Source organism: Rothia sp. P7208 (assembly GCF_048512915.1).
Taxonomy (GTDB): Bacteria; Actinomycetota; Actinomycetes; order Actinomycetales; family Micrococcaceae; genus Rothia.
In genome coordinates this window covers 70,422-95,457 of record NZ_JBLXXW010000003.1, presented here as the reverse complement: position 1 = coordinate 95,457, position 25,036 = coordinate 70,422, and the positions used below count along the sequence as shown (strand labels likewise).

General features: G+C 45.6%; 19 protein-coding genes and 1 tRNA gene. 13 read left to right on the top strand and 7 right to left on the bottom strand.

Going from position 1 to position 25,036, the window contains the following annotated elements; genetic code table 11:
• The first annotated feature begins 90 nt into the window (after positions 1 to 90).
• Positions 91 to 170: transfer RNA gene (locus ACN084_RS04940), tRNA-Leu, on the top strand.
• A 174-nt stretch (positions 171 to 344) separates the two neighbouring features.
• On the opposite strand, the gene ACN084_RS04935 is transcribed toward ACN084_RS04940, so the two are convergent.
• The gene (locus tag ACN084_RS04935; protein WP_419101797.1) at positions 345 to 677 is read right to left on the bottom strand and encodes a hypothetical protein; all 333 of its coding nucleotides are present in this window, start codon (positions 675 to 677) and stop codon (positions 345 to 347) included.
• 98 nt (positions 678 to 775) lie between these two features.
• On the opposite strand from ACN084_RS04935, the gene ACN084_RS04930 reads away from it, so the two are divergent.
• Together ACN084_RS04930 and ACN084_RS04925 are read left to right on the top strand one after the other, a co-directional pair.
• The gene (locus tag ACN084_RS04930; protein WP_419101796.1) at positions 776 to 988 is read left to right on the top strand and encodes a hypothetical protein; all 213 of its coding nucleotides are present in this window, start codon (positions 776 to 778) and stop codon (positions 986 to 988) included.
• Positions 989 to 1,045: 57 nt separating this feature from the next.
• Complete coding sequence (locus ACN084_RS04925; RefSeq protein WP_419101795.1) at positions 1,046 to 1,651, top strand: ANTAR domain-containing response regulator; 606 nt, start codon at positions 1,046 to 1,048, stop codon at positions 1,649 to 1,651.
• Positions 1,652 to 1,734: 83 nt separating this feature from the next.
• Here the strand turns inward: ACN084_RS04925 and ACN084_RS04920 are convergent, their stop codons facing one another.
• On the bottom strand, positions 1,735 to 1,884 hold the full coding sequence (locus ACN084_RS04920; protein ID WP_419101794.1) for a hypothetical protein: 150 nt from the start codon (positions 1,882 to 1,884) through the stop codon (positions 1,735 to 1,737).
• A gap of 5 nt (positions 1,885 to 1,889) precedes the next feature.
• Entirely contained in the window at positions 1,890 to 2,366 is a 477-nt protein-coding gene (locus ACN084_RS04915) for a PaaI family thioesterase (protein WP_419101793.1), read from the bottom strand.
• A 94-nt stretch (positions 2,367 to 2,460) separates the two neighbouring features.
• Here ACN084_RS04915 and polA point away from each other — a divergent pair, with 94 nt between their 5' ends.
• The 4 genes from polA to ACN084_RS04895 all read left to right on the top strand — a co-directional run bounded on the left by polA (position 2,461) and on the right by ACN084_RS04895 (position 8,656).
• Positions 2,461 to 5,298 carry a DNA polymerase I gene (gene polA, locus ACN084_RS04910; RefSeq protein WP_419106087.1) on the top strand — a complete coding sequence of 946 codons (2,838 nt, stop codon included), beginning with the start codon at positions 2,461 to 2,463 and terminating at the stop codon, positions 5,296 to 5,298.
• 18 nt (positions 5,299 to 5,316) lie between these two features.
• A complete protein-coding gene (locus ACN084_RS04905) occupies positions 5,317 to 5,937 on the top strand; it encodes a GNAT family N-acetyltransferase (RefSeq protein WP_419106086.1) in 621 nt (206 codons plus the stop codon).
• 299 nt (positions 5,938 to 6,236) lie between these two features.
• Positions 6,237 to 7,703 (top strand): 30S ribosomal protein S1, encoded by a 1,467-nt coding sequence (rpsA, locus tag ACN084_RS04900; protein ID WP_419101790.1) that lies wholly within the window; start codon positions 6,237 to 6,239, stop codon positions 7,701 to 7,703.
• 215 nt (positions 7,704 to 7,918) lie between these two features.
• On the top strand, positions 7,919 to 8,656 hold the full coding sequence (locus ACN084_RS04895; RefSeq protein ID WP_419106085.1) for an SDR family NAD(P)-dependent oxidoreductase: 738 nt from the start codon (positions 7,919 to 7,921) through the stop codon (positions 8,654 to 8,656).
• Positions 8,657 to 8,727: 71 nt separating this feature from the next.
• Here the strand turns inward: ACN084_RS04895 and ACN084_RS04890 are convergent, their stop codons facing one another.
• Positions 8,728 to 9,408 (bottom strand): IMPACT family protein, encoded by a 681-nt coding sequence (locus ACN084_RS04890; protein ID WP_419106084.1) that lies wholly within the window; start codon positions 9,406 to 9,408, stop codon positions 8,728 to 8,730.
• A gap of 176 nt (positions 9,409 to 9,584) precedes the next feature.
• Between ACN084_RS04890 and coaE the strand changes: the two genes are divergently transcribed.
• The 4 genes from coaE to ACN084_RS04870 all read left to right on the top strand — a co-directional run bounded on the left by coaE (position 9,585) and on the right by ACN084_RS04870 (position 16,001).
• Positions 9,585 to 10,208: a dephospho-CoA kinase gene (gene coaE, locus ACN084_RS04885; protein WP_419106083.1), complete on the top strand. Its 624-nt coding sequence runs from the start codon at positions 9,585 to 9,587 to the stop codon at positions 10,206 to 10,208.
• Between the two features lie 256 nt (positions 10,209 to 10,464).
• A complete protein-coding gene (locus tag ACN084_RS04880; RefSeq protein WP_419106082.1) occupies positions 10,465 to 12,174 on the top strand; it encodes a BCCT family transporter in 1,710 nt (569 codons plus the stop codon).
• A gap of 375 nt (positions 12,175 to 12,549) precedes the next feature.
• Positions 12,550 to 14,631, top strand: a complete 2,082-nt coding sequence (uvrB, locus tag ACN084_RS04875) for an excinuclease ABC subunit UvrB (protein WP_419106081.1) — start codon at positions 12,550 to 12,552, stop codon at positions 14,629 to 14,631.
• Between the two features lie 170 nt (positions 14,632 to 14,801).
• Positions 14,802 to 16,001, top strand: a complete 1,200-nt coding sequence (locus ACN084_RS04870) for a TerC family protein (RefSeq protein ID WP_419106080.1) — start codon at positions 14,802 to 14,804, stop codon at positions 15,999 to 16,001.
• Between the two features lie 95 nt (positions 16,002 to 16,096).
• Here the strand turns inward: ACN084_RS04870 and ACN084_RS04865 are convergent, their stop codons facing one another.
• From ACN084_RS04865 to ACN084_RS04855, 3 genes are all read right to left on the bottom strand, one after another.
• On the bottom strand, positions 16,097 to 17,314 hold the full coding sequence (locus ACN084_RS04865; RefSeq protein WP_419106079.1) for a hypothetical protein: 1,218 nt from the start codon (positions 17,312 to 17,314) through the stop codon (positions 16,097 to 16,099).
• 72 nt (positions 17,315 to 17,386) lie between these two features.
• The gene (locus tag ACN084_RS04860) at positions 17,387 to 18,784 is read right to left on the bottom strand and encodes an alpha/beta fold hydrolase (protein WP_419106078.1); all 1,398 of its coding nucleotides are present in this window, start codon (positions 18,782 to 18,784) and stop codon (positions 17,387 to 17,389) included.
• A gap of 63 nt (positions 18,785 to 18,847) precedes the next feature.
• Complete coding sequence (locus ACN084_RS04855) at positions 18,848 to 21,454, bottom strand: DEAD/DEAH box helicase (protein WP_419106077.1); 2,607 nt, start codon at positions 21,452 to 21,454, stop codon at positions 18,848 to 18,850.
• A 234-nt stretch (positions 21,455 to 21,688) separates the two neighbouring features.
• Here ACN084_RS04855 and ACN084_RS04850 point away from each other — a divergent pair, with 234 nt between their 5' ends.
• Together ACN084_RS04850 and ACN084_RS04845 are read left to right on the top strand one after the other, a co-directional pair.
• The gene (locus ACN084_RS04850; protein WP_419106076.1) at positions 21,689 to 23,287 is read left to right on the top strand and encodes an ABC transporter transmembrane domain-containing protein; all 1,599 of its coding nucleotides are present in this window, start codon (positions 21,689 to 21,691) and stop codon (positions 23,285 to 23,287) included.
• Positions 23,280 to 25,025: an ABC transporter ATP-binding protein gene (locus tag ACN084_RS04845; protein WP_419106075.1), complete on the top strand. Its 1,746-nt coding sequence runs from the start codon at positions 23,280 to 23,282 to the stop codon at positions 25,023 to 25,025. The genes ACN084_RS04850 and ACN084_RS04845 overlap by 8 nt, the downstream gene beginning before the upstream one ends.
• Positions 25,026 to 25,036: the final 11 nt, after the last annotated feature.

The following is a 25,036-nucleotide window of genomic DNA, read 5'->3' as shown; positions in this document are numbered from 1 at the left end:
TTAGATAAAGTATTTTATGATTTCGACTCTTTCGATTTCACTTTTGCGTAGTGATGGTGTATCGTAGAGGAGTGCTCTTAGCGCAGATGCGCCCAAGTGGCGGAATTGGCAGACGCGCCGCACTCAAAATGCGGTTCTTAGGAGTGTGGGTTCGAGTCCCACCTTGGGCACACAATAAACCCTCTTCTCTCTTGTAGAAGAGGGTTTTTTATTGGTATCAACCCATCGGTAAGGTGTTATTTTGTGTTAGGGGAGAACGCTCTATTCTCAGAAAAACCTGTAAAGGGTAATTTTGAGGCTTAACTTTCTCTCTGTGAGATTCTCAATAGAAATATCTTTTGAGTCTACGAGAGATGTTTCACCGAAGGTGTGATTCCTCTACGTTTAAACTCTGCTTGAACTTCTGGGCGAGCGTCGATTGCTTCTAATGCTTCAACGGCGCAGTGGTATCCGGCCCATGTGCTGCCGTAGACGATAGGTTGGTGTTCTCTCCAGTTAACGTATAGTTCAGGGTCTATGGAGATAGCGTATTGGTATACGAGTTCAGCGACCCATAGGGCTGTTTCGCTGTCTCCTCCGCCTCCAGTATCGCAGTCGTGTTTTAGATGTTTGGGGAGCTTTTTTCTAACGTGTTGATTGAAGTCGTATGCGACGTTTTCGAGTTTATAGAGGTCCATACTCTTTTTGTCCCGCAAGTTAATTGATGTGTTAAGTTTTTTGAGTGATTTTATAAGTTTGAACTTAGCTAATAAGAATGGTATCAATTATCGCGATAATGGCAGCTCTTTCTGAATTTCTTTCTCAAAAGAAATACGAACATAAAAATATTTTTAAACATCTGTTCGTAATGCACCCACCAGCTGTTAAGACGACATCACAGCTACCGACCTTTGAGTTGCCTTTGCGTCAGTTTTCAGGTTGTTTTATCGTTGATGAGGTTACAGTGGTGAATATTACGGACTTTTTTCTTCACGTGCTGAACAGATAGCTAAGCAACGTGTCAAAATTATAAAGTAAAAGGGTCGGCAGAGAGCTAGGAGTTTGTATGTCAGAGAAGACATCTTCCACAGAGGAAACAACACATACCGTTATCGTCGCAGAAGACGAAGCGCTCATCCGTATGGACATCGTTGAGATTCTTCGAGGACAAGGATACGACGTCATCGCAGAAGCTGATAACGGAAAGACTGCTGTTGAACTCGCTGAGCGATACCGCCCTGACGTTGTCCTCATGGACGTAAAAATGCCCATTATGGATGGTATTACTGCTGCTGAAGAGATTACACAACGACAGATTGCTCCCGTTGTATTGTTAACCGCCTTTAGCCAAAAAGAGCTGGTAGATCGTGCCACAGAAGCTGGTGCAATGGCATACGTGGTTAAACCCTTTAGCCCAAATGAGCTCATCCCATCTATCGAAGTTGCGATGAGTCGTTATGAACAGATTAAGGCTCTTCAAGCTGAAGTTGAAAGCATTAAAGAACAGTTTGAAACACGGAAAGCTGTGGACCGTGCAAAGTCTTTGCTTATGACAAAGATGGGGGTAACAGAGCCAGAAGCATTCCGCTGGATTCAAAAAACGTCAATGGATCGACGTATCTCTATGCGTGAAGTTGCTGAGACTATCGTTGAACAAATGTCTAAATCATAGGTTTTACTAGACATAAAATCATGGTGGGGTTATCGCTTTTCAAATGAGCGATAACCCCACCATGTTGTGTTATGGGCAAAAAATTATTTTTGTGAAGGTTTTGTGCCAATACCCCATAGCGTAATAGCGCTACAGACTGCTAACGCAAACCACCAATAGCTTCCATGTTGCATCGCAGTAACAGCAACAAGAATGGTCAGGAGGAGAAAGACCATCCCAATTTTTTCCCGCATGGACGTTATCCTTTCTGAGCAGAATGAACGATGTTAGGAACAACCATATTAGTCATTCTGCCGCTGCTGATAAGCTTTCCATTCTCGTCGGTAATATCAATGTGGTGGACCAGCTGTGTTCTACCAAGTTTAACTGCGGTGCAGGTTCCTGTCACAAGACCACTGACGGCAGAGCGTAGGTGAGTAATGTTCAGTTCTGTACCGACTGCCATGGTTTTCTCATCAACAGCCATATTTGAGGCAAAGGAGCCAAGGGTTTCTAAGAATGCTGCGGATGCGCCACCGTGTAGCAGTCCTGCTGGTTGGGTGTTTCCTGATACTGGCATTGTTGCAACAGTTTTTTCTGCAGAGAGTTCAAGGAAGCGGATACCAAGTTTAGGGATAAGCTCTCCTAAACCTAGCGGACCGAAACGGTGTACTGAATCTTCCGGTATTCCATGCTCAATCAATGATGCGCGTACGTCGTGAGGTAATTCGTTCATAGTCTTCATTATGCTCTTTGTTTTTCTGAGGTGCTAGTGAACATAGGGGGAGTGAACGTGGTGTGAGAAAGAATAAGCGTCTAGGATAGAACCTGTGACTACACAAGAATCTGCTAAAAAAACTCAAAAACTTCTACTGATTGACGGTCATTCTTTAGCTTTTCGGTCTTTTTATGGGACTCCAGCTGATGTTTTCGTTAATGCTCAAGGACAGCACACAAATGCGGTTCATGGTTTCCTTTCAACGTTGTTGAGCCTTATTAAAAGTGAAGAACCATCGCATATTGTTGCTGCGTTTGATTTATCGGGTGGCACATTTAGAACACGTGAATATAGTGAATATAAGGGTGGACGTTCGGAGACTCCTCTCGAATTTTTTGGGCAGGTTGAGCTAATTCAGCGTCTTCTTGATTTGTTAAATATCCCTTGGTTAACTGTTCCTGAATATGAAGCAGACGACATTATTGCGACGTTGACAAAGACTGGCTGTGAGAGCGGATATCAAGTATCTATTGTCTCTGGTGATAGGGATTCTTTTCAGTTGATTTCTGATAACGTCACGGTACTTTATCCTGTGACGACGGGGCCGCAGAAAGGTATCCGTCCTATGGATGCGGCTGCTGTGCAAGAGAAATATCTTGTACCTCCTCATTTGTACCCCGATCTTGCCGCGTTGACAGGTGAGAAAGCAGATAACCTGCCAGGTGTACCTGGTGTGGGGCCTGGTTTCGCCGCAAAATGGATTAATGAATACGGTGATTTAGAGAGTATTTTTGCCCATGCTGACGAGATTAAAGGCAAAAAGGGTGAGGCGCTTAGGGAACATATTGAGGATGTGCGTCGTAACCGTCGTTTGAATCGTCTGGTTGATGACCTTGAACTGCCGCTTGAGTTATCGGATATGAGTGAGTATGGTCCGGAAGACCATCAACGTCTTGACGAATTTTTTGATGAGTTAGCGTTTAATTCTATTCGCCGTCGTGTGGGTGAGGTTTTCCCCGCCGCAGCGGAGCAGGGCACGACCGTATCTGCACTGTCTTTTGATACGACAGTTGAGACGTGCTCTTCTGATGAGGGAGATAAAGTTTTACGTCAGTTCTTGGACACGGCGACTGATGTTATTGCTCAGGTGGAGCGTTCAGAATCTGTGCCGGAACGTTTGAGCTGTGCTGTGACGTTATATCCTGTTGTTTCTGAGTCTGCTCAGCAGACGGGCCTAGCTCATGAGCGTGATCTTTTAGGTGCTGTTTTAGTTGCTGGAGCTTCTAGCGTATGGCTTGACTTTACTGCGATGAGCCCAGAAGTAGAGAGTGCTTTTGCTCGTTGGTTAGCAGATGAGTCTCAACCTAAGATTCTTTTCGACCTCAAACAGCACTATAAGACGTTGAACGCGCGAGGCTTTGACCTTGCTGGGGTTGTTGAAGACCCGATGCTGAGTTCTTATGTGTGCGGGTATATTCCTTCAGCCCGTAAACGTGATTTTGCGACGATGATGGATGCCTTGTGCCAAGAATATTTGGGGGTTTCTCTTCCTCAGGAGCCAGTATCGGAGGAGCCTCAAGCAGAGCTTTTTGTGTTAGAACCTTCTGTCCCCTTTGAGTATTGCGCTCTTGTTGCTCGCCATATTCAAGAGTTGGCGTACCGTTTGCATTATCGGATGGTTGATGATGAGCAGCTAACGCTTTATCAGGATATTGAGCTTCCTATGGCAGAGGTTTTAGCTCGTATGGAACAATCTGGTATCGCCGTTGATTCTGCAAAGATTTCTGAGCTTAAGGACTACTATGATTCTTTCGTACGTCAGGCAACTGACGAAGCGTATCGTTTGATTGGCCACGAAGTGAATCTGAGCTCTCCTAAACAGCTTCAAGGAGTTCTTTTTGAGGAATTAGGATTGCCCAAGACTCGCAAACTTAAGTCGGGGTATTCTACTGATGCTGAGTCTATTGCAGATTTGATGACTAAAGTGAATCCTGATACTGCCGGAGCGCAATTTTTGGCTGCGTTGCAGACCTATCGTGACTTTACCAAGCTCAAACAAACGGTTGAAGGTCTAGAAAAAGCGACGGCTGCTGATGGTCGGATTCATACGACTTTTCAGCAAAATGTTACAGCGACTGGGCGATTGTCTTCTACGGAACCAAACCTTCAGAACATTCCCATTCGTTCTGAGCAAGGACGTAAAATCCGTGGGGTCTTTATTGTTGATCCGCATTCTGTTGATGGAACATCATATGAGACTCTTCTAACTGCAGATTATTCGCAGATTGAAATGCGCATTATGGTGCATCTAGCTAAGGACGAGAAGCTAATTGAGGCTTATCAAAGTGGTGAGGATTTGCATCGCTTTGTTGGTTCAGAAGTATTTGATGTGGCTCCTGAAGAGGTGACATCACAGATGCGTGCCAAAGTTAAGGCAATGTCTTATGGGTTGGCGTATGGGTTGTCTCGTTTTGGTCTTTCAAAACAACTCGGTATTCCTGTTGATGAGGCTGGCGAGTTAACGGTGAACTATTTTAAACGTTTTGGCAATGTGGGGCGTTTCTTGCGTTCAACGGTTAAGCAGGCTCACCGTGATGGTTATACCGAGACGATGTTTGGACGCCGTCGTATTCTTCCCGACTTGGGCAGTTCAAATAAGCAACGTCGTGAGGCTGCTGAACGTGCAGCGTTGAATGCTCCTATTCAGGGCACTGCTGCGGATATTGTCAAAATTGCGATGCTTAATGTTTATCGTCGTCTTAATGATGAGAAGCTTAAGAGCCGTATGCTTTTGCAGGTTCATGACGAATTGATTTTAGAAGTTGCCTCTGGTGAGCTTGAACAAGCTCGCCGTATTCTAGGTGAAGAAATGAGCACGGCTGTGGAACTTTTGGTACCTCTTGATGTTCAGGTTGGTTCTGGTACTTCTTGGCAAGAGGCTGGACATTAGGGGAAGCGTTCTTTGGTCATGACTTCTATAACAAATTCGATGCCTTCGCGTTCTCCTCGGGATGTTGAGGTCATTTATTTACAGATGTTTTCAGATCCAGGGGAGTTTTCGGGGTTTCCTGAAGGCGTGTATGCTCAGCGGGTGATGTATCCTCAGCCGGAGTTTATTCGTTGGTTGTATAGCGTCGTTGGTGGGCCTTATTACTGGTACGAACGTTTAAGCTGGTCTCGAGAGCAGTGGGACGACGAACTGAGCGAAGTTGGCAGTGAACTATGGGTTCTTTATGTGGAGGGAACTCCTTGTGGCTATGCGCAGTTAGATACTCAGGTTATTCCTCGTTCTGATGATGAATTTGGCTCTGATGTGGAGCTGCTCTATTTTGGTTTGATGCAATGGGTGCATGGTAGGGGGCTGGGTAAAGCCTTTTTGGAGTATGTTCTTACTGCTGCATGGAAGATGTCCTCTTATCACGCTATACCTGAAGTGCAACGTGTGTGGGTGCATACATGTACTTTAGACGGCCCATATGCTCTGAAGAACTATTGTCGTAGGGGGTTTAAAGAGTATCGTCGTGAGGTCTACCATGAGCTAGTTTGTGACGTTCCGATGTCGTCGTGGGAGTCGATGTTTAGCCGTTGATAACGCAATGGGGAAGTAACATACCATATTTGTTGTGAAATAAACACCTGAAATAGTGTGGCTATGATTGACCATCTTGGGTGTAACCCCCTAGAATCAACGGTGTGGGCGTACTATGCGCTCACATAATTGTCCGAATAAACGCTTGGTACAGAGTGAACCACTCGTGGTGGATACTGCGTCGGAACCTGATGAGTGAAAGATATTTTTTATCAGAGGCTCAGAAGATATGTTTTGTATGCGGGGGACACCTGACTGTATCAACCTACCAAATCTATCCTATTGGAGCCCTTTACTATATGAGCACCAACACTCCTCAGGTTGCTATCAACGACATTGGAACTGAAGAAGACTTCCTCAAAGCCGTTGATGAGACCATTAAGTACTTCAACGATGGCGATCTAGTCTCCGGCGAAGTTGTTAAAGTTGACCGCGACGAGGTTCTTCTCGATATCGGTTACAAGACCGAAGGCGTTATTCCCTCACGCGAACTTTCCATCAAGCATGACGTCGATCCCGGCGAAGTTGTTTCCGTTGGTGACGAAGTTGAGGCTCTCGTCCTAACTAAGGAAGACAAAGAAGGCCGTCTCATCCTTTCTAAGAAGCGTGCACAGTACGAGCGCGCATGGGGCGACATCGAACAGGTTAAGGAAAACGACGGTGTCGTTACCGGTACTGTTATCGAGGTTGTCAAGGGTGGTCTTATCCTCGACATTGGTCTTCGTGGCTTCCTCCCTGCATCTTTGGTTGAGATGCGTCGCGTTCGTGACCTTGCACCTTATATCGGTCAGGAAATCGAAGCAAAAATTATTGAACTTGATAAGAACCGTAACAACGTTGTTCTTTCTCGCCGTGCATGGCTTGAACAGACTCAGTCTGAGGTTCGCTCCACCTTCCTTAACCAGCTCGAAAAGGGCCAGGTTCGTAACGGTGTTGTATCCTCTATCGTCAACTTCGGTGCATTCGTTGACCTTGGTGGCGTAGACGGTCTTGTCCACGTTTCTGAGCTTTCTTGGAAGCACATCGATCATCCTTCTGAGGTCGTTGAGGTTGGCACCGAGGTTACCGTTGAGGTTCTCGAAGTTGACCTTGACCGTGAGCGTGTTTCACTCTCCCTCAAAGCAACTCAAGAAGATCCTTGGCAGGCATTTGCTCGTACTCACGCTTTGGGTCAGGTTGTTCCTGGTAAGGTCACCAAACTTGTACCATTCGGTGCATTTGTTCGTGTTGAAGATGGCATCGAAGGTCTCGTTCACATCTCTGAACTTGCTGTTCGTCACGTTGATTTGGCTGAGCAGGTTGTTTCTGTTGGTGACGAACTCTTCGTTAAGGTTATCGACATTGATCTTGACCGTCGTCGTATCTCCCTCTCCCTCAAGCAGGCTAATGAGGGCGTAGATCCTGAAGGTACTGAGTTTGATCCTGCACTTTACGGCATGGCAGCTGAGTACGACGAAGAGGGCAACTACAAGTACCCTGAAGGCTTCGACCCTGAGACCAACGAATGGCTTGAAGGTTTTGAAGCTCAGCGTGCAGCTTGGGAACAGCAGTATGCTGATGCTCAGGCTCGCTGGGAAGCTCACAAGGTACAGGTTGCAAAGGCTCTTGAAGCTGACGCAGAAGCTATTGCTAACGCACCTGCTGAGCCTGCTGCTGAGGTTGAAGCTGCTCCTTCTTCCTACTCCTCTGATAGCAAGTCAGAGTCCGGTACTCTTGCTTCTGATGAGGCTCTTGCAGAACTTCGCAAGAAGCTCACCGGCAACTAATTAAGTCTTTATGAGGGGTTTACCTCTCATAAGTCCTTGATCAAAGGTTGTTCTTCCTACCTTACTGGTAGGAAGAACAACCTTTTATTTTTTTCTTGAAAAAGCTGGGAGTTCAGGAGTATAGTACACCTTGTTAGTGATGGGCGACATAAGCCGCCTCTTGCCAGCTAAATATACATAGCGAATAAATCTTTCATATCAAGGGATGATAAGTGATGGCAAAGAAACTCGAAAACAAGGTTGCTTTAATTACTGGAGCTGCTCAAGGAATGGGAGCTGCTCATGCGCGTTTATTCCACGAAGAAGGCGCTCGTGTAGTAATCACTGATATCAATGCCGAAGAAGGTGAAAAATTAGCGGAGGAATTAGGTCAAAACGCTTTGTTCTTGTCCCATAACGTTACTTCTTCAGACGATTGGGAACGTGTTATTGCTGAGACCGAAAAACACTTTGGCACTTTAGATATTCTGGTCAATAACGCCGGTATTACGATGGCGAAGTCACTATTTGATGTGAGCGTTGATGAGTATACAAAGATTTTTAATATTAATCAGCTCAGCGTATTTCTTGGAGTAAAGTACGGTGCTTCATTGATGAAGAAAAATGGTGGCGGAAGCATTATCAATATTTCTTCTATCAACGGCTTAGTGGGTGGTGCAGTCGGATACACCGATACTAAATTTGCTGTGCGTGGTTTGACTAAAGCTGCTTCGTTGGAACTTGCCCATCACGGTATTCGTGTGAACTCTGTTCACCCCGGTGTTATTGCGACACCGATGATTATGCAAGAAGATACGATGGCTGCGGTTAAAGAGTTTGAGAAGACTATTCCTCTGGGACGTATCGCTCAGCCAGAGGAAGTTTCTAAGACTGTTCTCTTTCTTGCAAGTGATGATTCTTCATACTCAACTGGCTCAGAATTTATCCTTGACGGTGGCTTAACTGCCCGATAAATCATATAGAGATAAGGGTGCTCTTTGATGATAGCGGTCAAAGAGCACCCTTATCTCTACGCTGTCATGTTTTACGGGGTGTCTACCCATATTGAGCCGTCCCAGCTGAGGGACTCTTCGCCAGCACTGATGTGGGCAATACATTCTTTGAGGTATTCTACTTTCTCTGCCGTCACACCAACGCTCATGTAGGCTTTTTCTGCGTCGTATTCGGTATCAATGATATGAAATCCTAGGTGTCGTATTTCATGATCGCGTTGTCCGACGAATGCATGTGAAACAGGAAGTTTTGCACACAGCAGTTTTTGACGCAGAAGAAATTCTGAGCTGTCAAGAACATGAGTGACAGCTTCAGAATAAGCTCGTGTAAGCCCACCGGCACCTAGTTTAAGCCCGCCAAAATATCGTACGACAACAACACAAATATCTGAGATAGGGGCTTTTTGTGCCGTGTCTCGTGCAAGTATTGCTTGGAGCATCGGTATTCCTGCTGTACCTGCTGGCTCTCCATCATCAGAGGATCGTTGGATATCGCGATCTGCTCCAATCACAAACGCTGAGCAGACGTGTCGTGCATCGTGGTAGCGTTTTCTTAGAGAAGTAATGAACTCTCGTGCTTGGGTTTCGTTTTCAACGCGAAGAGCGAAACCCAAGAAATTGCTTCTTTTAATTTCAAGATCAGCACGGTATTCATGTGCGTGTTTTGCTAGAACAGTGTATCGGTGAGCACGAGTATGGTCTGTTGTCTGCATCTAAAACATTTTACTGCACACGATGAGAACGCTCGTTTTCTGTGTAATGTTTGGCTGTAGTGTTCTGAGATGTGTTTTTGGTGTGCGGATGAGGTAGAACATGAACATCACGTACTCATAGTCGTTACGATAGGTTAGAGAGTAGCTGTATGGGTGTGTTGATTGAGAGGAGAAAAATGTTAAGGACTGCTTTAACGGGTGGAATTGGTGCTGGAAAATCTACTATTGCGCAGATTTTTTCCTCCTATGGGGCTCATATTGTTGACGCTGATGCTTTAGGGCGTGAGCTTATGCAGGCGGGGGGGAAGACTTTTGACGAGGTTATTCGTCTTTTTGGCTCAGATATTCTGTGCGAAGATGGGTCGTTGAATCGTGGGCGTTTGGCTCAGAAAATTTTTTCTGATGAGCAGTTACGTGAAACTCTTGAGCGTATTATGCACCCTGCTATTCGTGAACGTGCTGTAGAGAAAATTGCGAATATTCGTCGTATTTATGGTGATGATGCTATCGTCATTGAGGATATTCCACTTTTAGTAGAGACTGGGCAATATCATCATTTTGATAAAGTCATTGTGGTTTATGCTGATCTTCCTGTACGCCTTGAGCGTCTGAAAAAGTATCGTGGGATGTCTCGAGAGGATGCTTTGAACAGAATGTCAGCTCAAGCTAGTGACGCTCAACGGGCAGAGGTCGCTCATTGGGTTATCGACAATTCGGGTGATATTGCTGACACTAAACAGCGTGTTTTGGAGGTTTGGGAGGGGCTTTTAGCCTCTTCTGACGCCAAAAATAATCAGTAGTGTTATATTTTATAGAATTGTTATAATTCCTAGTCAGATGCTTTCTATTGACTCTAAATAGTCGGAATAAAAAGTCATATTTAACATTTCTTTGTAAAATATGCGTACTATTAAATACGTTGTCCTCTCTGGATGAATTTGCGGTGAGGTGGAATCAACGAGCGCCGCAAAGTACGCACATATCCACCGGGTTTTTGCTGTGTTGAGCAAAATACACAACAGACTAGGGCTTAGAACAAGCCCTCCTATTTTCTTTATGTCAGCAGCATTTATTATGCTTTTTACTCTGGCAATGGTTGTTTTCCCAAAGCCTATGGCTGAGATTTTTGGTGTTACGGCATCATTTATTATTAAATATCTTGGTTGGTTTTATGTTTTAGGGAATGCTCTTTTCTTTATCTTCCTCATCTATATCGCATGCAGCCGTTTTGGGCGTGTCAAACTTGGCCCCGATGATGCGGAACCAGAATATTCCGGTATTGCATGGTTCGGGATGCTATTCGCTGCTGGTGTTGGCGCGGTACTTCTTTTCTGGGGTGCAGCAGAGCCTATTAGCCACTATGCTAACCCTCCATATTCTGGGATTGAACCGCAATCTGATGCTGCCGCTATTGACGCGCTGTCAATAGCAAACTTCCACATTGGCTTGTTCATGTGGGTTATTCTGACTGTCCCTGGGCTTGCATTTGGGTATTTTACGTATAAACGTAAACTTCCTCCGCGTGTATCTTCTATCTTCCAACCACTGCTCGGCGAAGGTATCCACGGCCCTATCGGAAAAGTCATCGACGCAATCTCGATTATCGCTACTGTCTTTGGTATTGCTGTTTCCGTAGGGCTTGGCGCCTTACAGATTAACTCCGGTATGAACATCATGTACGGTCTTCCGGTAGGTGGGTGGATACAGGCTGCCATTATTGCCATCATCACTGCTGCAGGTATCTGCTCTGTGCTAATGGGGATGGACAAAGGTGTGAAGCGTTTGTCCTACATTAACATCATGATGGCTATTGCCTTGTTGCTCTTTATCCTTATGACGGGAGCAACACGACTAGCAATTACCGGAACGATCGAATCTGCTGGCCACTTTATTCAAAAGCTCCCTGTAATGATGTTCTTCAACGATACTTTCGCAGATACTGGCTGGCTTGGTTCTTGGACCGTCTTCTATTGGGCATGGACCGTTGCATGGGCACCTTTCGTTGGGCTCTTTATTGCTAAAATCTCTCAAGGACGCACTATCCGCCAATTTGTAATTGGTGTTCTTGGAGCCCCCAGCGCATTTACTCTCATCTGGATTGGTGTCTTTGGCATGAACGCCTTTGACATCGAACGTAACCACGGTGGAACTCTTGTCCAAAAAGTGGTCAATGATGGCGATATTCCTGCCGCACTTTTCGAATTTTTGGGTCATTTCCCCTTCTTCCCCGTGATTGCAGCACTAACACTTCTCGTGATTACTATCTTCTTCATTACCTCTATTGACTCTGCTGCTTTGGTCATGGACGCTATTTCTAACGGCCACGAAGACCCTGCACCAAAACGTCAAGGCGTTTTCTGGGCTTTATGTATAGGTCTTGTGTGTGCAGCGATTCTTGTCTCCAGCGGAGACGACGGACTAAACCTCTTGCAACAGGTCATTATTGTGATTGGTCTTCCTGTATGGATTCTGGGTTACCTTGAGATGTGGATGATCGTTCGTGCTCTACGTGAGGACGCAGGGGAGTTACCTCCGATGCGGACTCGTCAGTGGAAGCAAGTTCTTCCTATCGAGGAATACCATCGTCGAGCTCAAGAAGACTTCTCTTCTATTGAAGATGTTGTGATGCGCCCTGAGTTTGAGGTAGGGACGGAACCAGAATATGAGTCTCTCGTTCCTAACACTGGTCAGATTCCTGTGATTACTCCAGAAACAAAAACTGAAGATTCTCAAGAATCAGCTAAAAGCTCATTAAAGAAAAAATAGTTGGGTTATAGAACAATCTAGCTTGAATATGTTCTGAGCATATTGAACCGATAAGTCTTAGAACGTTCAATAATAGGGCACATAGTTAATATAAAGCATTAACTATGTGCCCTATTATTATCATTGTTTAACGTTTTACGAGATTAAAGAATTAACTTATTGTTTAAGTATCTTCTTGAGGATATTGATATATCTGAAGCGATTCAACGAAATAGTTTTAGTTCAATTCCATCTTAAATATGTCATTGATAGTACAGGTATTCTTATACAACTAATCAGGTACAAAAACATTACATATACTGAATCACTACAATATGACGATAATATGAGCGCTGAATGCCCACTAGCCACTGAGGTGCAGTAAAATTAACAACTATGAGCCTAGCGCAAAATATCCAACGAATTGTCGCACCCTTTAACGTTATCTCTGAATATCAGCCAGCGGGAGACCAACCCAAAGCGATTGCAGAACTGACTCAACGCGTCAATAGCGGAGAAAAAGACATCGTGCTACTGGGTGCCACCGGCACCGGAAAATCTGCAACAGCAGCATGGCTCATCGAATCAGTACAACGCCCAACACTTATCATGGTGCATAATAAAACTCTCGCCGCTCAACTTGCACAAGAACTTCGAGAGCTGCTCCCGCATAACGCTGTCGAATACTTTGTTTCCTACTACGACTACTACCAGCCAGAGGCGTATGTGCCTCAAACAGATACTTTTATTGAAAAAGACTCATCTATTAATGAAGAAGTAGAACGACTGCGCCACTCTGCAACCAACTCTTTGCTTACTCGACGCGATGTTGTTGTTGTTTCTACCGTATCGTGTATCTATGGGCTCGGAACACCCGAAGAATATATTGAGCAAATGGTGACTCTCAAACGAGGAGAAGAACTCGATCGAGATGAGTTGCTACGTCAATTCGTGGCCATGCAATACACCCGAAACGATATTGACTTTCACCGGGGAACTTTCCGCGTTCGTGGAGATACCGTAGAAATTATCCCCATGTATGAAGAGAACGCAGTCCGTATTGAATTCTTCGGAGACGAAATAGAAACTATCTACACTCTGCATCCGCTCACCGGAGAAATTATCCGTGAGGAAGAAGAAATGTACGTTTTCCCTGCCTCACACTACGTAGCAGGTGAAGAACGCATGAAAATTGCTATGCGCAGTATCGAAGAGGAACTGCAAAGCAGACTTGCAGAACTTGAAAGTCAACAAAAACTTCTTGAAGCCCAACGCCTACGCATGCGTACCCAATATGACCTCGAAATGATGGAACAAATGGGTTTCTGCACCGGAATTGAAAATTATTCTCGACACATTGACCAACGTGAAGCAGGTTCCGCACCACACTGTCTACTCGATTATTTTCCCGATGACTTCCTCCTCATTATCGACGAATCTCACGTGACTGTCCCACAAATTGGTGCCATGTACGAAGGTGACATGAGCCGAAAACGTACTCTTGTAGACTTTGGCTTCCGACTACCTTCCGCAATGGATAACCGTCCCCTCAAATGGAATGAATTCCTTGAAAGAATCGGACAAACAGTATATCTATCGGCTACACCCGGAAAATACGAACTATCCCAAGCCGACGGATATGTTGAACAAATCATTCGCCCAACAGGACTTGTCGATCCAAAGATTATTGTTAAACCCACCCGCGGACAAATTGACGACCTTCTAACGAATATCCGAGAACGCGTCGAACGTGACGAACGTATCCTCGTTACCACCCTCACCAAGAGAATGGCAGAAGATCTTAGCGAATACCTCGCCCAAAACGGGGTGCGCGTAGAGTACCTTCACTCCGATGTGGACACTCTCCAACGCGTAAACCTACTACGACAACTACGCCAAGGTAGCTTTGACGTTTTGGTCGGCATTAACCTTCTTCGTGAAGGGCTAGACTTGCCAGAAGTCTCTCTTGTCGCCATCCTTGACGCAGATAAAGAAGGCTTCCTCCGTTCAACAACGTCACTAATTCAAACGATTGGTCGCGCCGCACGAAACGTCAGCGGAGAAGTTCACATGTACGCCGACAAAATTACGCCGTCCATGCAAGTAGCTATTGACGAAACCAACCGACGACGTGAAATTCAACAACGTTATAACCAAGAACACGGTATCGACCCACAACCTTTACGCAAAAAAATTGCGGATATTACCGACCAGCTCGCTCGCGAAGAAGAAGATACTCAACAACTCCTGAACCAGCACATCACTAAAACACCGCGAGCTGCAACAACCCCTCAAATACGCCAAAATCGTTTGGCGAGCGCACCAGCTGAAGACCTGACGCAGCTCATACAGGAGCTAACTGAGCAAATGATGACAGCGTCTGAAAACCTTCAATTTGAGATAGCTGCACAAATTCGTGATGAGCTACAAGAACTTAAAAAAGAATTGCGTCAGATGCAACAGGCAGGTCATGCCTAAAGAGTGCAAGAGAACTTGCAAAATGCGGTAGAGTATTTTGAGAGCAAGGGAGTATCCCACAAATCATTTTTCGTCAGCACGAGAGCCAAAGAAGTCGCTCCGGAGAATGTGCCCTTGAGGCGGGAGAGACTTGTGGTATTTGACGTATCCAACCACAAGAAAGGCTCCCCGTGGATATTAGTGGGCTGCAATGGTCTATTACCCTCATCTTTATTGTTTTGCTTCTCGCATATGACTTTATTTTTCATGTGCGTAAAGCTCATGAGCCAACTATCCGTGAAGCTGCCATTTGGTCGGCTATCTATATTGGTGTAGCGCTCCTCTTCGGTGTTTTCATCTTGATAGTTGATGGTGGCACCTACGCGGCAGAATACTATGCTGGGTACATTACGGAAAAAGCGTTGAGTGTTGATAACCTTTTCGTTTTCCTGATTATTATGGCGAGCTTTAAAGTTCCTAGAGAAGACCAGCAAAAGGTGCTACTGTTTGGCATTGTTTTTGCGATGTTGGCGCGCGCAATCTTCATTTTTGCTGGTGCAGCGTTGATTAATACGTGGAGCTGGCTCTTCTACATTTTTGGTATCGTTCTTATTTACACTGCAGGGAACCTGATTAAAGATGAGATTTCTGCAGAGAACGAAGAAGATGAAGCGAATAATATTGTCATCCGTTTAGCGAAGAAGTATTTTAAAACTTCTGAACACTACGATGGCGATAAGCTTTTCACCATCGAAAACGGTAAAAAAGTGATGACTCCAATGCTGCTGGTGATGGTCGCTATCGGCGGAACAGACTTACTCTTTGCCTTGGACTCTATTCCTGCGATTTTTGGGTTGACCCAGTCGGCGTATATTGTCTTTACTGCAACGGCGTTCTCCTTGATGGGTCTGCGACAGCTGTACTTCCTGATTGATGGTTTACTTGACCGTCTCATTTACCTATCGTGGGGTCTATCTCTGATTCTTGCCTTTATTGGTGTAAAACTGGTGATACATGCCCTTCACGAAAATACTTTGCCTTTTATCAATGATGGTGAACCTATCCATGTGGTTGAAGTATCCATTGGTGTTTCTCTCGCAGTGATCGTCGGGGTGCTCTTGGTGACGGTCTTAGCGTCTTTGTACTCGCCTAAAGGGCAAGCCCTAGCTATTATTCATAAGGTGACGGCATTGAGCGAAAGTTATCTTGCATTGCCTGAGGATGCTTCTATGAAAGAACGTGCAAAGATTAAAGATGAGCTAGAACGTTACGCTAAGAAGTCGCGTGCTATTAAACAAAAATATCGTGATGAACTCATCGATTCTGAACAAGATTATCAAGACCTTGTTCACCGTGCTCGAGGTAAACACGAGGACTACATTCAAAACTAACGCAGTATCGTTAAAGGTGTGGGTTGCAACCTGTACAGGTTGCAACCCACACCTTTACTCTATCTCTGAGGAAAGATAACGCAAAAGATAATTGCTTATCGGGTTGTTGGGTCAATCAACGTTTTTTGTGCTGTCTCAAGCGCTCCCGTTTGTGACGCTCTTGTGGTGTTTGCAAAAGCAGAACCAATAATGGTTACCTGAGTATTTCCCTCGTGCGCCCAGAACCCAACGGATTGTCCAGGGTCATTTCTCGTACGGTTAAAAGACTGACAGCCAATAAGTTGTGTGCCTGTTGCATTGCGTTCAACATGGAATCCATGAGCCTCAGAAGTTTGCGCTTCACCTGATATGTTCTCTGCATAACCATTCGAGTCAGCGATACAGTTCATCAGCGAATTATTCCCTAATGAAAGAACGAAGCCATGGCCACCGTTATCTTGGGCATCGCACTGGTTGAAGGAGTTTCGAGTGCCTTTAATATAGTATCCGGCACCGGCTTTAACAGATTCGTCAAAGCTCATGGAACGTTTAGAATACCAACTTTTAACCTGTGAGAACGAACAGTTAGAGGTGTATACTTCAATCGCTGCGGCATCAAGATGCTGCAAATTTGCTGACGAGAAATCAAGCATATGAAACATGTTATCTGCAGCTGTTGGTGAATTTGTATCGCCGACGGTGAGCGCTGTCCTCAAAAAACGACGTCCTCGTATCTGAGACACCGTGCAACCTTGGTCGTCTGGGCCCTTGAGCTTAATGCCCATATCTAAGTCCCAAAGAGTAATTCCCGAAATTCGGTGAGCGGCATCAGGATCTGGGGGATTATCACCATTGAACGTATTGTAGAGAATCCCAACTGTATTAGGGATAGCTTGACGATGCTTATACGCGTCTTCTCCTGGTTTAATGCTGAACTGATGAAGGCCAGTACGATAAACAGGTTCTTTAGAGGGGATGGCATCTTCGCCAATCCGAAAAACACCGGCGAGCTCTTCCCAATCACCAACGGGCATAAATTGTGTGGAATCGCCAACACCCATAATAGAGACTTGGTGTTTGAGCACAATGCCAGAAGAGTCTACGGGGTATCTTCCTGGAGGGAAGAGGATACTACCTCCACCAGATTGAGCTAACTGATCGATGAGCTCATTAATACGGTGGTTGACCGGCTCTGAAGAATCGGAGGCAATACCTTGTTCATCGGCACGATAAAAGCGCGATGGTGCTTGAGCATACGCCGAAGACGACGAATGATAAGCAGTTGCAAGGACACCAACGGCAGAAGCGCCAAGAAATTGAGCGCGAGAGACCACAAACCCTCCAAAAGGGAAAAATAGCGAGTGAATTACTGGAGTGTGGGTGCCATCTCGTGCTGGGGGGTATTCTTAGCGCATGTCTGCGAGAAGATTTGTGAGATGTCCCAAAATTAGTGTACCGTCTGTACCCAAACCATCGTGATGATGCGTATGTGATGTCCACACTTTTGTATTTTTAACCCACTGAGCAGTACTCATAGAATGTGCATAATCCACATAAATATCGGGAGTATATGCGGCAGCCGCTAAAGGCACCTCATTAGACGCTAACTGTTCATGAGAATATAACGGGCCCCAATCATCTTTCTGCGCCAATGCATCAGCCAACTCTGCTAACGGCTTCAACGCGGTATCTTGCTCAAAAAGCCACGGGAAAATATGCTCACCGGTAAAAAGAATCCTTGAAGCATCAGGGCTAAATTCTGGACGTTTCTTTGCCATACGAGCAGCAGACCAATTTGTTGGGGCAGGAGATGGCGAACCACCCTGAGCTGGACCATCAGCATAAATTGACTCATGTAAAAGAGCGTACAAAGGGCTAGACCTAAAACTCAGAACTTGTTCTGCTTCGCTCAAGAACTGTGCTGAGAGGTGGCTTGTTCCTTCAGCAAAAGCAGATTCAAGTAAATAATGCAATCCATGCACTCGGCTATTACCACCAAGATACTGCCCGAGCATTTGGAAACGAGGAACAGTCAGACGCTCTCCAGAAGGGAGATACACCTCGTTTTCTTCCACGAAGGAGGCGATACGACGAGCTAACTCTTCATCTTCGGGATACCACTGATAAAACTGTTCATTACGTTCATAAACACGGTCTAAAGTGCTCTGATACACCTGATCAATGGAAGCTCTCAACGGTGCCAGACCGGCGGTCATACGAGAATCTTTGAGAGACTCAGGAACAAAGCTTAAATAGCTGAGGGTCAAGAATCCACCATAGCTTTGCCCCATCGTCGACCAACGCTGGTCTTTCCGACCAGCGCAAAGAAAACGACGCACCACTTCAGCATCAGCAACAATAGAATCTGCTCGAAAAAGTTCACAATAAGCAATTTGCTGTTCGATAGAGCGTCCTTGCTGAATCGTCTGAGCGGTGAACGCAGTAGAAAGACCTGTTCCACGCTGGTCTAAAAGGACGAGCCGATGAGTTTTGCTAAGCTCCTGCACCCACCCTTGGTCGCTAAGCGGACGAGGACTCTTACCACCTGGGCCGCCTTGGAGATAAACCATCAGAGGACGTTCGTCGACTGAAGTTGTCAGCTCAGGAGAAACATTAATGACTTCGCGAGCAAAAATAGTCAGAGTTTGCTTAGCAAAAGGATGCTCTAACGCCGCATCCATTCCTAACGATAAGGCAAGACCGTGAGTGGCGGGAACCTCAAACCAATGATCGATGAGGTGAAAAGAACCTACCGTATGAGTTGTTCCCTGCCGATGTGAAGACGATGGTAATGAGAGAATCATAAGAACCAACCTTTAGAAAAATATAACGATAAAACATAAAACACGGTGATGAAGAGGTCATCCTCACGAATGATTAAACCCTACGTGAAGGATACGGATTACGGGTTCACCCAACTCATTTGAAGCTGCTAAGTCTACAAGAGCACTCATACTAAAATCATGATGTTCTTCAGGATCAGAGAAAATTTGGCGAACAGTCCACGTTCCCTCTGTGCGTTCTGCACTTTTATCAACCGTGAATAAATGGGGAGAACGAGCTTGAGAATCGGTGTAAAGATCCTCATATTCTTCAAAATAATCGTCCATGGCTTCTGCCCAGCGGTCTTCATCCCATCCGTGAGCGCTATCGAGTTCTCCGAGCGTCCGTTCTTGCTCCTGAGCAAAAAGTTCAACCCTGCGAAAAAGAGCGTTACGGACCATCACAGTAAAGGCACGTGGATTATCTGTGAGCTGAGGGGGAGTCTCATCAATAACGTGGTTGTGAGGCTGCACAAAATTTTCTGTCGATGAAGACGCTAAACGTTCCCACTCATCAACAAGAGAAGAATCTGTTTGTCGGATGAGCTCTCCGAGCCATTCGATGATATCTGTGAGTTCTTCGGTGAGAGCTTCTTGGGGCACTGTTTGCCGTAAAGCTTTATACGCATCAGATAGATATCTGAGAAGCACACCTTCAGAGCGTTCTAGCGAATAGAACTGAACATAGGAAGAAAAGTCCATGGCCCGCTCATACATATCACGAACAATAGACTTGGGGCTAATATCGTATTCTGTCACCCACGGCGCACCAGAACGGTACGTCTCAAAAGCCTGTGCAAGAATATCTTCTAAAGGTTTTGGATAGCTGATGTGGTCGAGTTCGTTCATCCGCTCCTGATAATCCAACCCATCAGCTTTCATCTGAGCGAGAGCCACAGACTTCTCTTTCTTCTCTTGCATATGAAGAACCTGATGAGGGTTCTCTAATGTTGCTTCAAAAATAGACAGAACATCTAAGGCATAGCTTGTCGACGAACGATCTAATAATGATAATGACGCTAAAGCAAAAGGAGACAGTGGCTGATTCAACGCAAAATTATCGTGAAGGCTCATCACCAGACGAACAGTCCTACCGTATTCGTCTGGGGCATCCAATTTTTCGACGATACCTCCTGCAAGGAGTTCTCGATAGATGCCGAGAGCTTTTTTAATGAGCTGTCGTTGTCGGGTCGGAGACTCGTGATTATGGCGTAGGAAATGTCGCGCCACCATAAAAGGATTCTCATTCCGTTGAAGAATGTTAAGCACCATCGAATAGGTCATGTCGAAGGAACTTGTTAACGGTTCAGGTGCAGAAGCAACAAGCTGATCGAAAGTTTTTTCTGACCAGTTAATGAAACCTTGTGGTGCTTTTTTCTTTTTACCGCGTAGGGACTGTGCCATTCGTTTAGTGTCGCCGTTAAACTTCTCCGCTGCTTTAGCTTCAAGCCGTCGGTTTTCAATCTCGTGTTCAGGGCCTTGCACCACCACCGTTCCAGCCGTGTCATAACCGGCGCGTCCAGCGCGTCCTGCAATCTGATGGAACTCACGCGATTTAAGTTTCCGAGAGCGTCTACCATCAAATTTTGATAGCGCCGTCAAAAGTACGGTACGAATAGGGACGTTAATACCAACACCAAGAGTGTCCGTGCCACAGATTACTTTGAGAAGACCTTCTTGCGCTAATTGCTCAACAAGGCGACGGTATTTCGGCAACATTCCAGCATGGTGGATACCGACACCATTCTTGACTAAGCGTTGAAGTACTTTTCCAAACCCCGGAGAGAACCTAAAAGAATGGAGCCGCTCATTAATACGTTTTTTCTCATCGGCAGTAGCCACAGCAACGTTGAGTAGCCCCTGAGCTGTCTCTGCTGCTTGAATCTGCGAGAAATGCACAATATATACGGGAGCTTGATGCGTATTAATAAGCTCTTGTACTGTCTCTTGCAGAGGCTCCATCGAATAATAAAAATGCAGTGGAATTGGTCGCTCGTTGCTAGTTACTAACGCAACATCACGGCCAGTACGCTCTTTAAGCTCTTTTTCAAAACGTGTAGTATCACCTAACGTTGCACTCATCAAAAGGAACTGAGCTTGTGGAGCATCAAGTAGCGGAACTTGCCAAGCCCAGCCTCGTTGAGGGTCCGAATAAAAATGGAACTCGTCCATAATGACTTGCGAGAATTGTGCTTGTGAACCTTCACGTAAAACAATATTGGCAAGAATCTCAGCGGTACAACAGATAATTGGAGCTTCAGCATTAATAGAAGAATCTCCGGTAACCATACCGACGTTTTCTGCCCCAAAAATATCGATGAGATCAAAGAACTTTTCAGATACAAGAGCTTTCAACGGCGCTGTGTAATATGACCGATACCCTGTTGCTAATGCCGTGAAATGCGCAGCAACAGCGACCGTTGATTTGCCGGAGCCTGTGGGGGTTGCCAAAATAACATGAGAACCTTGAGCGAATTCTAAAATGGCTTCATCTTGCGCGGGGTAAAGTTCCATGCCACGGGAACTAATCCACTGACAGAACGCATCATATATTTCGTCAGGCGATAGAGGATTTGAACGAAAATCCGCACTTGCATAATTTTCTGGATGTTGTGCTAGCTGAGGGCTGAGATACTCAAGAATTTTTTTCATGGTTTTCCTAGTCTATACCGCAACAACACCAAAAAATATATCGATCATAGTCGAGAGCTTAACAGCAGAAAGATAAGACTCCTCACCGTCGTGTAGGAGGGAAATACTTCATCATGTTACAAAAGGAAAAGAACAATAACTTTCTTCTTTTGGCATAGAGCACCTTATGATAGTTCTACTTCATATGTACGTGAATCATCGGTCCTTCTTTTTTGAGAAAGTTGATAACCTCTAGTGGCATCTTCTGAGCAGCAACAGAACCGTCCGTCGACGCAGGTGTCGTTTCGTCTTCGTCCTCCGGGGGTTTGCTACAACTCATTTCGCTGGTATTTACCTTTCGTCAGTGAAACACTTGCTGGGATAGCAACAATTTTTCTTCCAGCCTTTATCGGGAATATCATCAGCGCCCACGCTCAAGGGGACAGCTCATGGGCTTGGAAACTCACTACCGGTTTGAGCATCCTCATCGTACTCTTGATCGCCAACGAATATATTGGTTGGGGCACGGCCTTTAGAAATATTGCGGCCTTAGACCGAGACTGGAAACGGTACGCTTGCTCCTATATTCCTCACCTTAAAAACACTTCAGACCCAGGGAATATTATTACGGTCGTCAACAAAGACACCAAAACGGTTGCCTACCTTTATCAGCCTCTTATGACGGCGATGAGCGGACTAAGCATCATCGTATTAGGTGCCGTTCAATTGTGGCTCATTAACCCTCTTATCGCGGTGGTCTCTTGCGCTGGTGTGCTGCTAACACTCGTCACTATTACCGTTATCTCTCGTTTTCTTGAAAAACGTGCCGCCTATGCTCGTGAAAAAGTTGGTGTGAACACCTCCTACGCTTCTGATATTTCAAGTGCGCTAAGAACTATTGTCGGACTTGGGGTACAGCAAACAATGATGAGCCGATACCGTCAAACCGCTGTAGAAGTCCGTCATTCGCAGCTTTCCTATCAGCGTTTGCAAAGTTGGAGTGCTTTTAGCCGAGTCTTCCTGATTGGCATGACGACCATGGTGGCTGTTGCTCTGGCACTTCGTGGAGAAATTATCGATGCACACTGGGTAACCACTATTCCTGCTGAACAGTTAGTGACCGTCACCGGAATCATCTCGATGATGGTTTCACCTGTATGGTCAATGGAATTTTTCTTGTACATGTGGCGTCAAGCTCGCGTCTCACTTTCCCGCATCGAAGAACTTAAAGAACGCACCCAAAAAACATTTCACCATAATGGGGATAAGCCTGCGACCCAAAACTATGAGAGTAACCTATCTTCAGGAAGAGTTCATTACCTCAACCCGAAAAAATATCAGCTCAGTGCCGAACACCTTGCTGACGTTCTCACTCAAGAACTGCAACAACGCTACGGGGCGCATAACGTTCTTCTCTCTCGCTCTCAACCGATGATTTTTGCAGGAACGCTAGAAGAACATCTGCAATTGGGGCAAACAGAAGAAATGACTCAAGAACGTATGAGCCAGCTCCTCGAACTCAGCGACGCTCAAGAAATTGTTCATCGGCTAGACCCACAACGAACCGGAGATTATGCTCAATGTCTGATTAACTCTGAAGGCACTAATCTTTCAGGAGGACAACGTCAACGACTAGGGTTAGCTCGCGCTTTGGCACAGAATAAAACACATCTGGTTCTTTGCGAACCCATTAACTCCGTGGACGAGCCGAGCCAACGTTTCATCCTCGACCGGTTAGAAGAAGAATGTTGTGAAGATGGCCTTCTGGAACATCTTCACGGCGTTTATATTGTCAGTACTACTGTTGAAACAGAAAAACGTAGAATCCTTCAAGAAAGCATGATCGATGGCTAAACTTCTTCCCATTGCTCCGGCACAAACAACATGGAAGATCGTTGCTCGATCAATTTTTGCGACACCTCAACGCGTATCCTGGATTTTTATACTGTTTACTCTTTCCTCGCTAGCTACTCTCATAACACCTTGGTATATCGGAAAACTGGTTGATGCCGTACTTAATCAGGAACTGCGCACCTACCCCTGGCAATCTTTGGCATATATCGCTATCTCTGTTGTGATATCAGCATGGTTGACGCGTCAATGGCTCTATCAAAGTCAAATTATTGGTACACGAGTTCACCAAGATTTAGGTGTCCAACTGGTTGAATCGTCGATGAGCCTCGACGCTCAAACTATTGAAGACGCCGGAAGCGGAGACCTCGTATCCCGTATCACCAACGATTTAGAAGCTATTCGAGATATCATTACCAGCGGTATTCCAGAACTCACCGCCACCATTATTCGTATCTTTATTTTTTGTGGCTCTATTCTTGTGTTATCTGTGCCGTTAGGTATGGTGACCATCCCGATGCTATGCTTTCTCGCAATAAGTTTGAGGTTTTTTCTGCCCAAAATTGCTCAGGGAATGCTGAACATTGCCGGACGATCTTCAGAACTGACTACCGTCATGACAGAAAACGTTCGAGGTGCACAGACTATCCGCTCTTTAGGTGTAAGCCAACATCGTCAAACAATACTTGACCAGCGTATTGACGCTTTTTATGACGACACCTACCGTCTTGTGCAAGTGCGTGCCACGTTCTGGGCGGTAAACGCCTTCAACAACTATCTTCCGCTATTGCTCACCATGCTGTGGGGATACTATTGTGTGCAACACGGTTGGGCTACTTGGGGTGAAGTATCTACCGCCGCAATTTTGATGTTCTCTTTACGAATCAACGTCGAAATCATGACTTTTTGGATTACCAGAATGCGTGAAATGACCGTAAGTATGGGGCGTATTTGCGGGGTGATTGACCTATGCTCACAACAGCAACATCGTCGCCAACAGAATCACCAAAAATACTCTGAAACAGTACCTCACACAGCTACGGTACATATTGAACAGATGAGCTATGGTTACACTCCTGATAACCATGTGATTCACCATATTGACCTAGACATCCCTGAAAGACAGTCTTTAGCTCTCATTGGACGTTCTGGTTCTGGTAAAACAACTCTCGCACGGCTAATCGCTGGGTCGTTGACAGCATCTTCCGGGCAGATTGCTGTTCTGGGCGAACGAGTAGGCGACGGGCGATACCCCACCACACCGGCCGCAGACGGTCGCCCCCGACTACTAATTTGCACCCAAGAAGCTCACCTGTTCCTTGGAACTATTGCAGAAAACCTTAATATGGTCTGTACTCAAGCGTCAGAGGCTGAAATGTATCACGCCCTTGAAGCTGTTGGTGCCTCATGGATTCACCACTTCAATGACGGATTACACACCCGAGTTGGGGGAGAGCACTCCGCCGACAACGCGGTAACCCTCAGCGAACAGCAGATACAGCATATTGCTTTAGCTCGTATCGTTTTAGCTAATCCACATGCTGTGATTTTGGACGAATCAACAACTGCCTTAGAGCTAGAACAAGCACGTCAGAGCCTGAACGCTATCTTTAAAGACCGAACGGTTATCATTATTAGCCACGATGCACGTATTACGAGCCTTGCCCAACGGGCAGTGCTTTTAGAAAACGGCAGTATCGCCGACATAGGTGAGACCGAAGAGATTTTGCGTCAAGCTTGAACGGTACAACG

Excerpts from the sequence above, each read along its gene's own strand:
- ACN084_RS04930 (WP_419101796.1), top strand. The coding sequence starts at position 776 with ATGGCAGCTCTTTCTGAATTTCTTTCTCAAAAGAAATACGAACATAAA.
- ACN084_RS04890 (WP_419106084.1), bottom strand. The coding sequence starts at position 9,408 with ATGCAGACAACAGACCATACTCGTGCTCACCGATACACTGTTCTAGCA.
- ACN084_RS04855 (WP_419106077.1), bottom strand. The coding sequence starts at position 21,454 with ATGAAAAAAATTCTTGAGTATCTCAGCCCTCAGCTAGCACAACATCCA.
- rpsA (WP_419101790.1), top strand. The coding sequence starts at position 6,237 with ATGAGCACCAACACTCCTCAGGTTGCTATCAACGACATTGGAACTGAA.
- ACN084_RS04860 (WP_419106078.1), bottom strand. The coding sequence starts at position 18,784 with ATGATTCTCTCATTACCATCGTCTTCACATCGGCAGGGAACAACTCAT.
- ACN084_RS04935 (WP_419101797.1), bottom strand. The coding sequence starts at position 677 with ATGGACCTCTATAAACTCGAAAACGTCGCATACGACTTCAATCAACAC.
- ACN084_RS04845 (WP_419106075.1), top strand. The coding sequence starts at position 23,280 with ATGGCTAAACTTCTTCCCATTGCTCCGGCACAAACAACATGGAAGATC.
- uvrB (WP_419106081.1), top strand. The coding sequence starts at position 12,550 with ATGAGCCTAGCGCAAAATATCCAACGAATTGTCGCACCCTTTAACGTT.
- ACN084_RS04895 (WP_419106085.1), top strand. The coding sequence starts at position 7,919 with ATGGCAAAGAAACTCGAAAACAAGGTTGCTTTAATTACTGGAGCTGCT.
- ACN084_RS04915 (WP_419101793.1), bottom strand. The coding sequence starts at position 2,366 with ATGAACGAATTACCTCACGACGTACGCGCATCATTGATTGAGCATGGA.
- ACN084_RS04920 (WP_419101794.1), bottom strand. The coding sequence starts at position 1,884 with ATGCGGGAAAAAATTGGGATGGTCTTTCTCCTCCTGACCATTCTTGTT.
- coaE (WP_419106083.1), top strand. The coding sequence starts at position 9,585 with ATGTTAAGGACTGCTTTAACGGGTGGAATTGGTGCTGGAAAATCTACT.
- ACN084_RS04880 (WP_419106082.1), top strand. The coding sequence starts at position 10,465 with ATGTCAGCAGCATTTATTATGCTTTTTACTCTGGCAATGGTTGTTTTC.
- ACN084_RS04905 (WP_419106086.1), top strand. The coding sequence starts at position 5,317 with ATGACTTCTATAACAAATTCGATGCCTTCGCGTTCTCCTCGGGATGTT.
- ACN084_RS04925 (WP_419101795.1), top strand. The coding sequence starts at position 1,046 with ATGTCAGAGAAGACATCTTCCACAGAGGAAACAACACATACCGTTATC.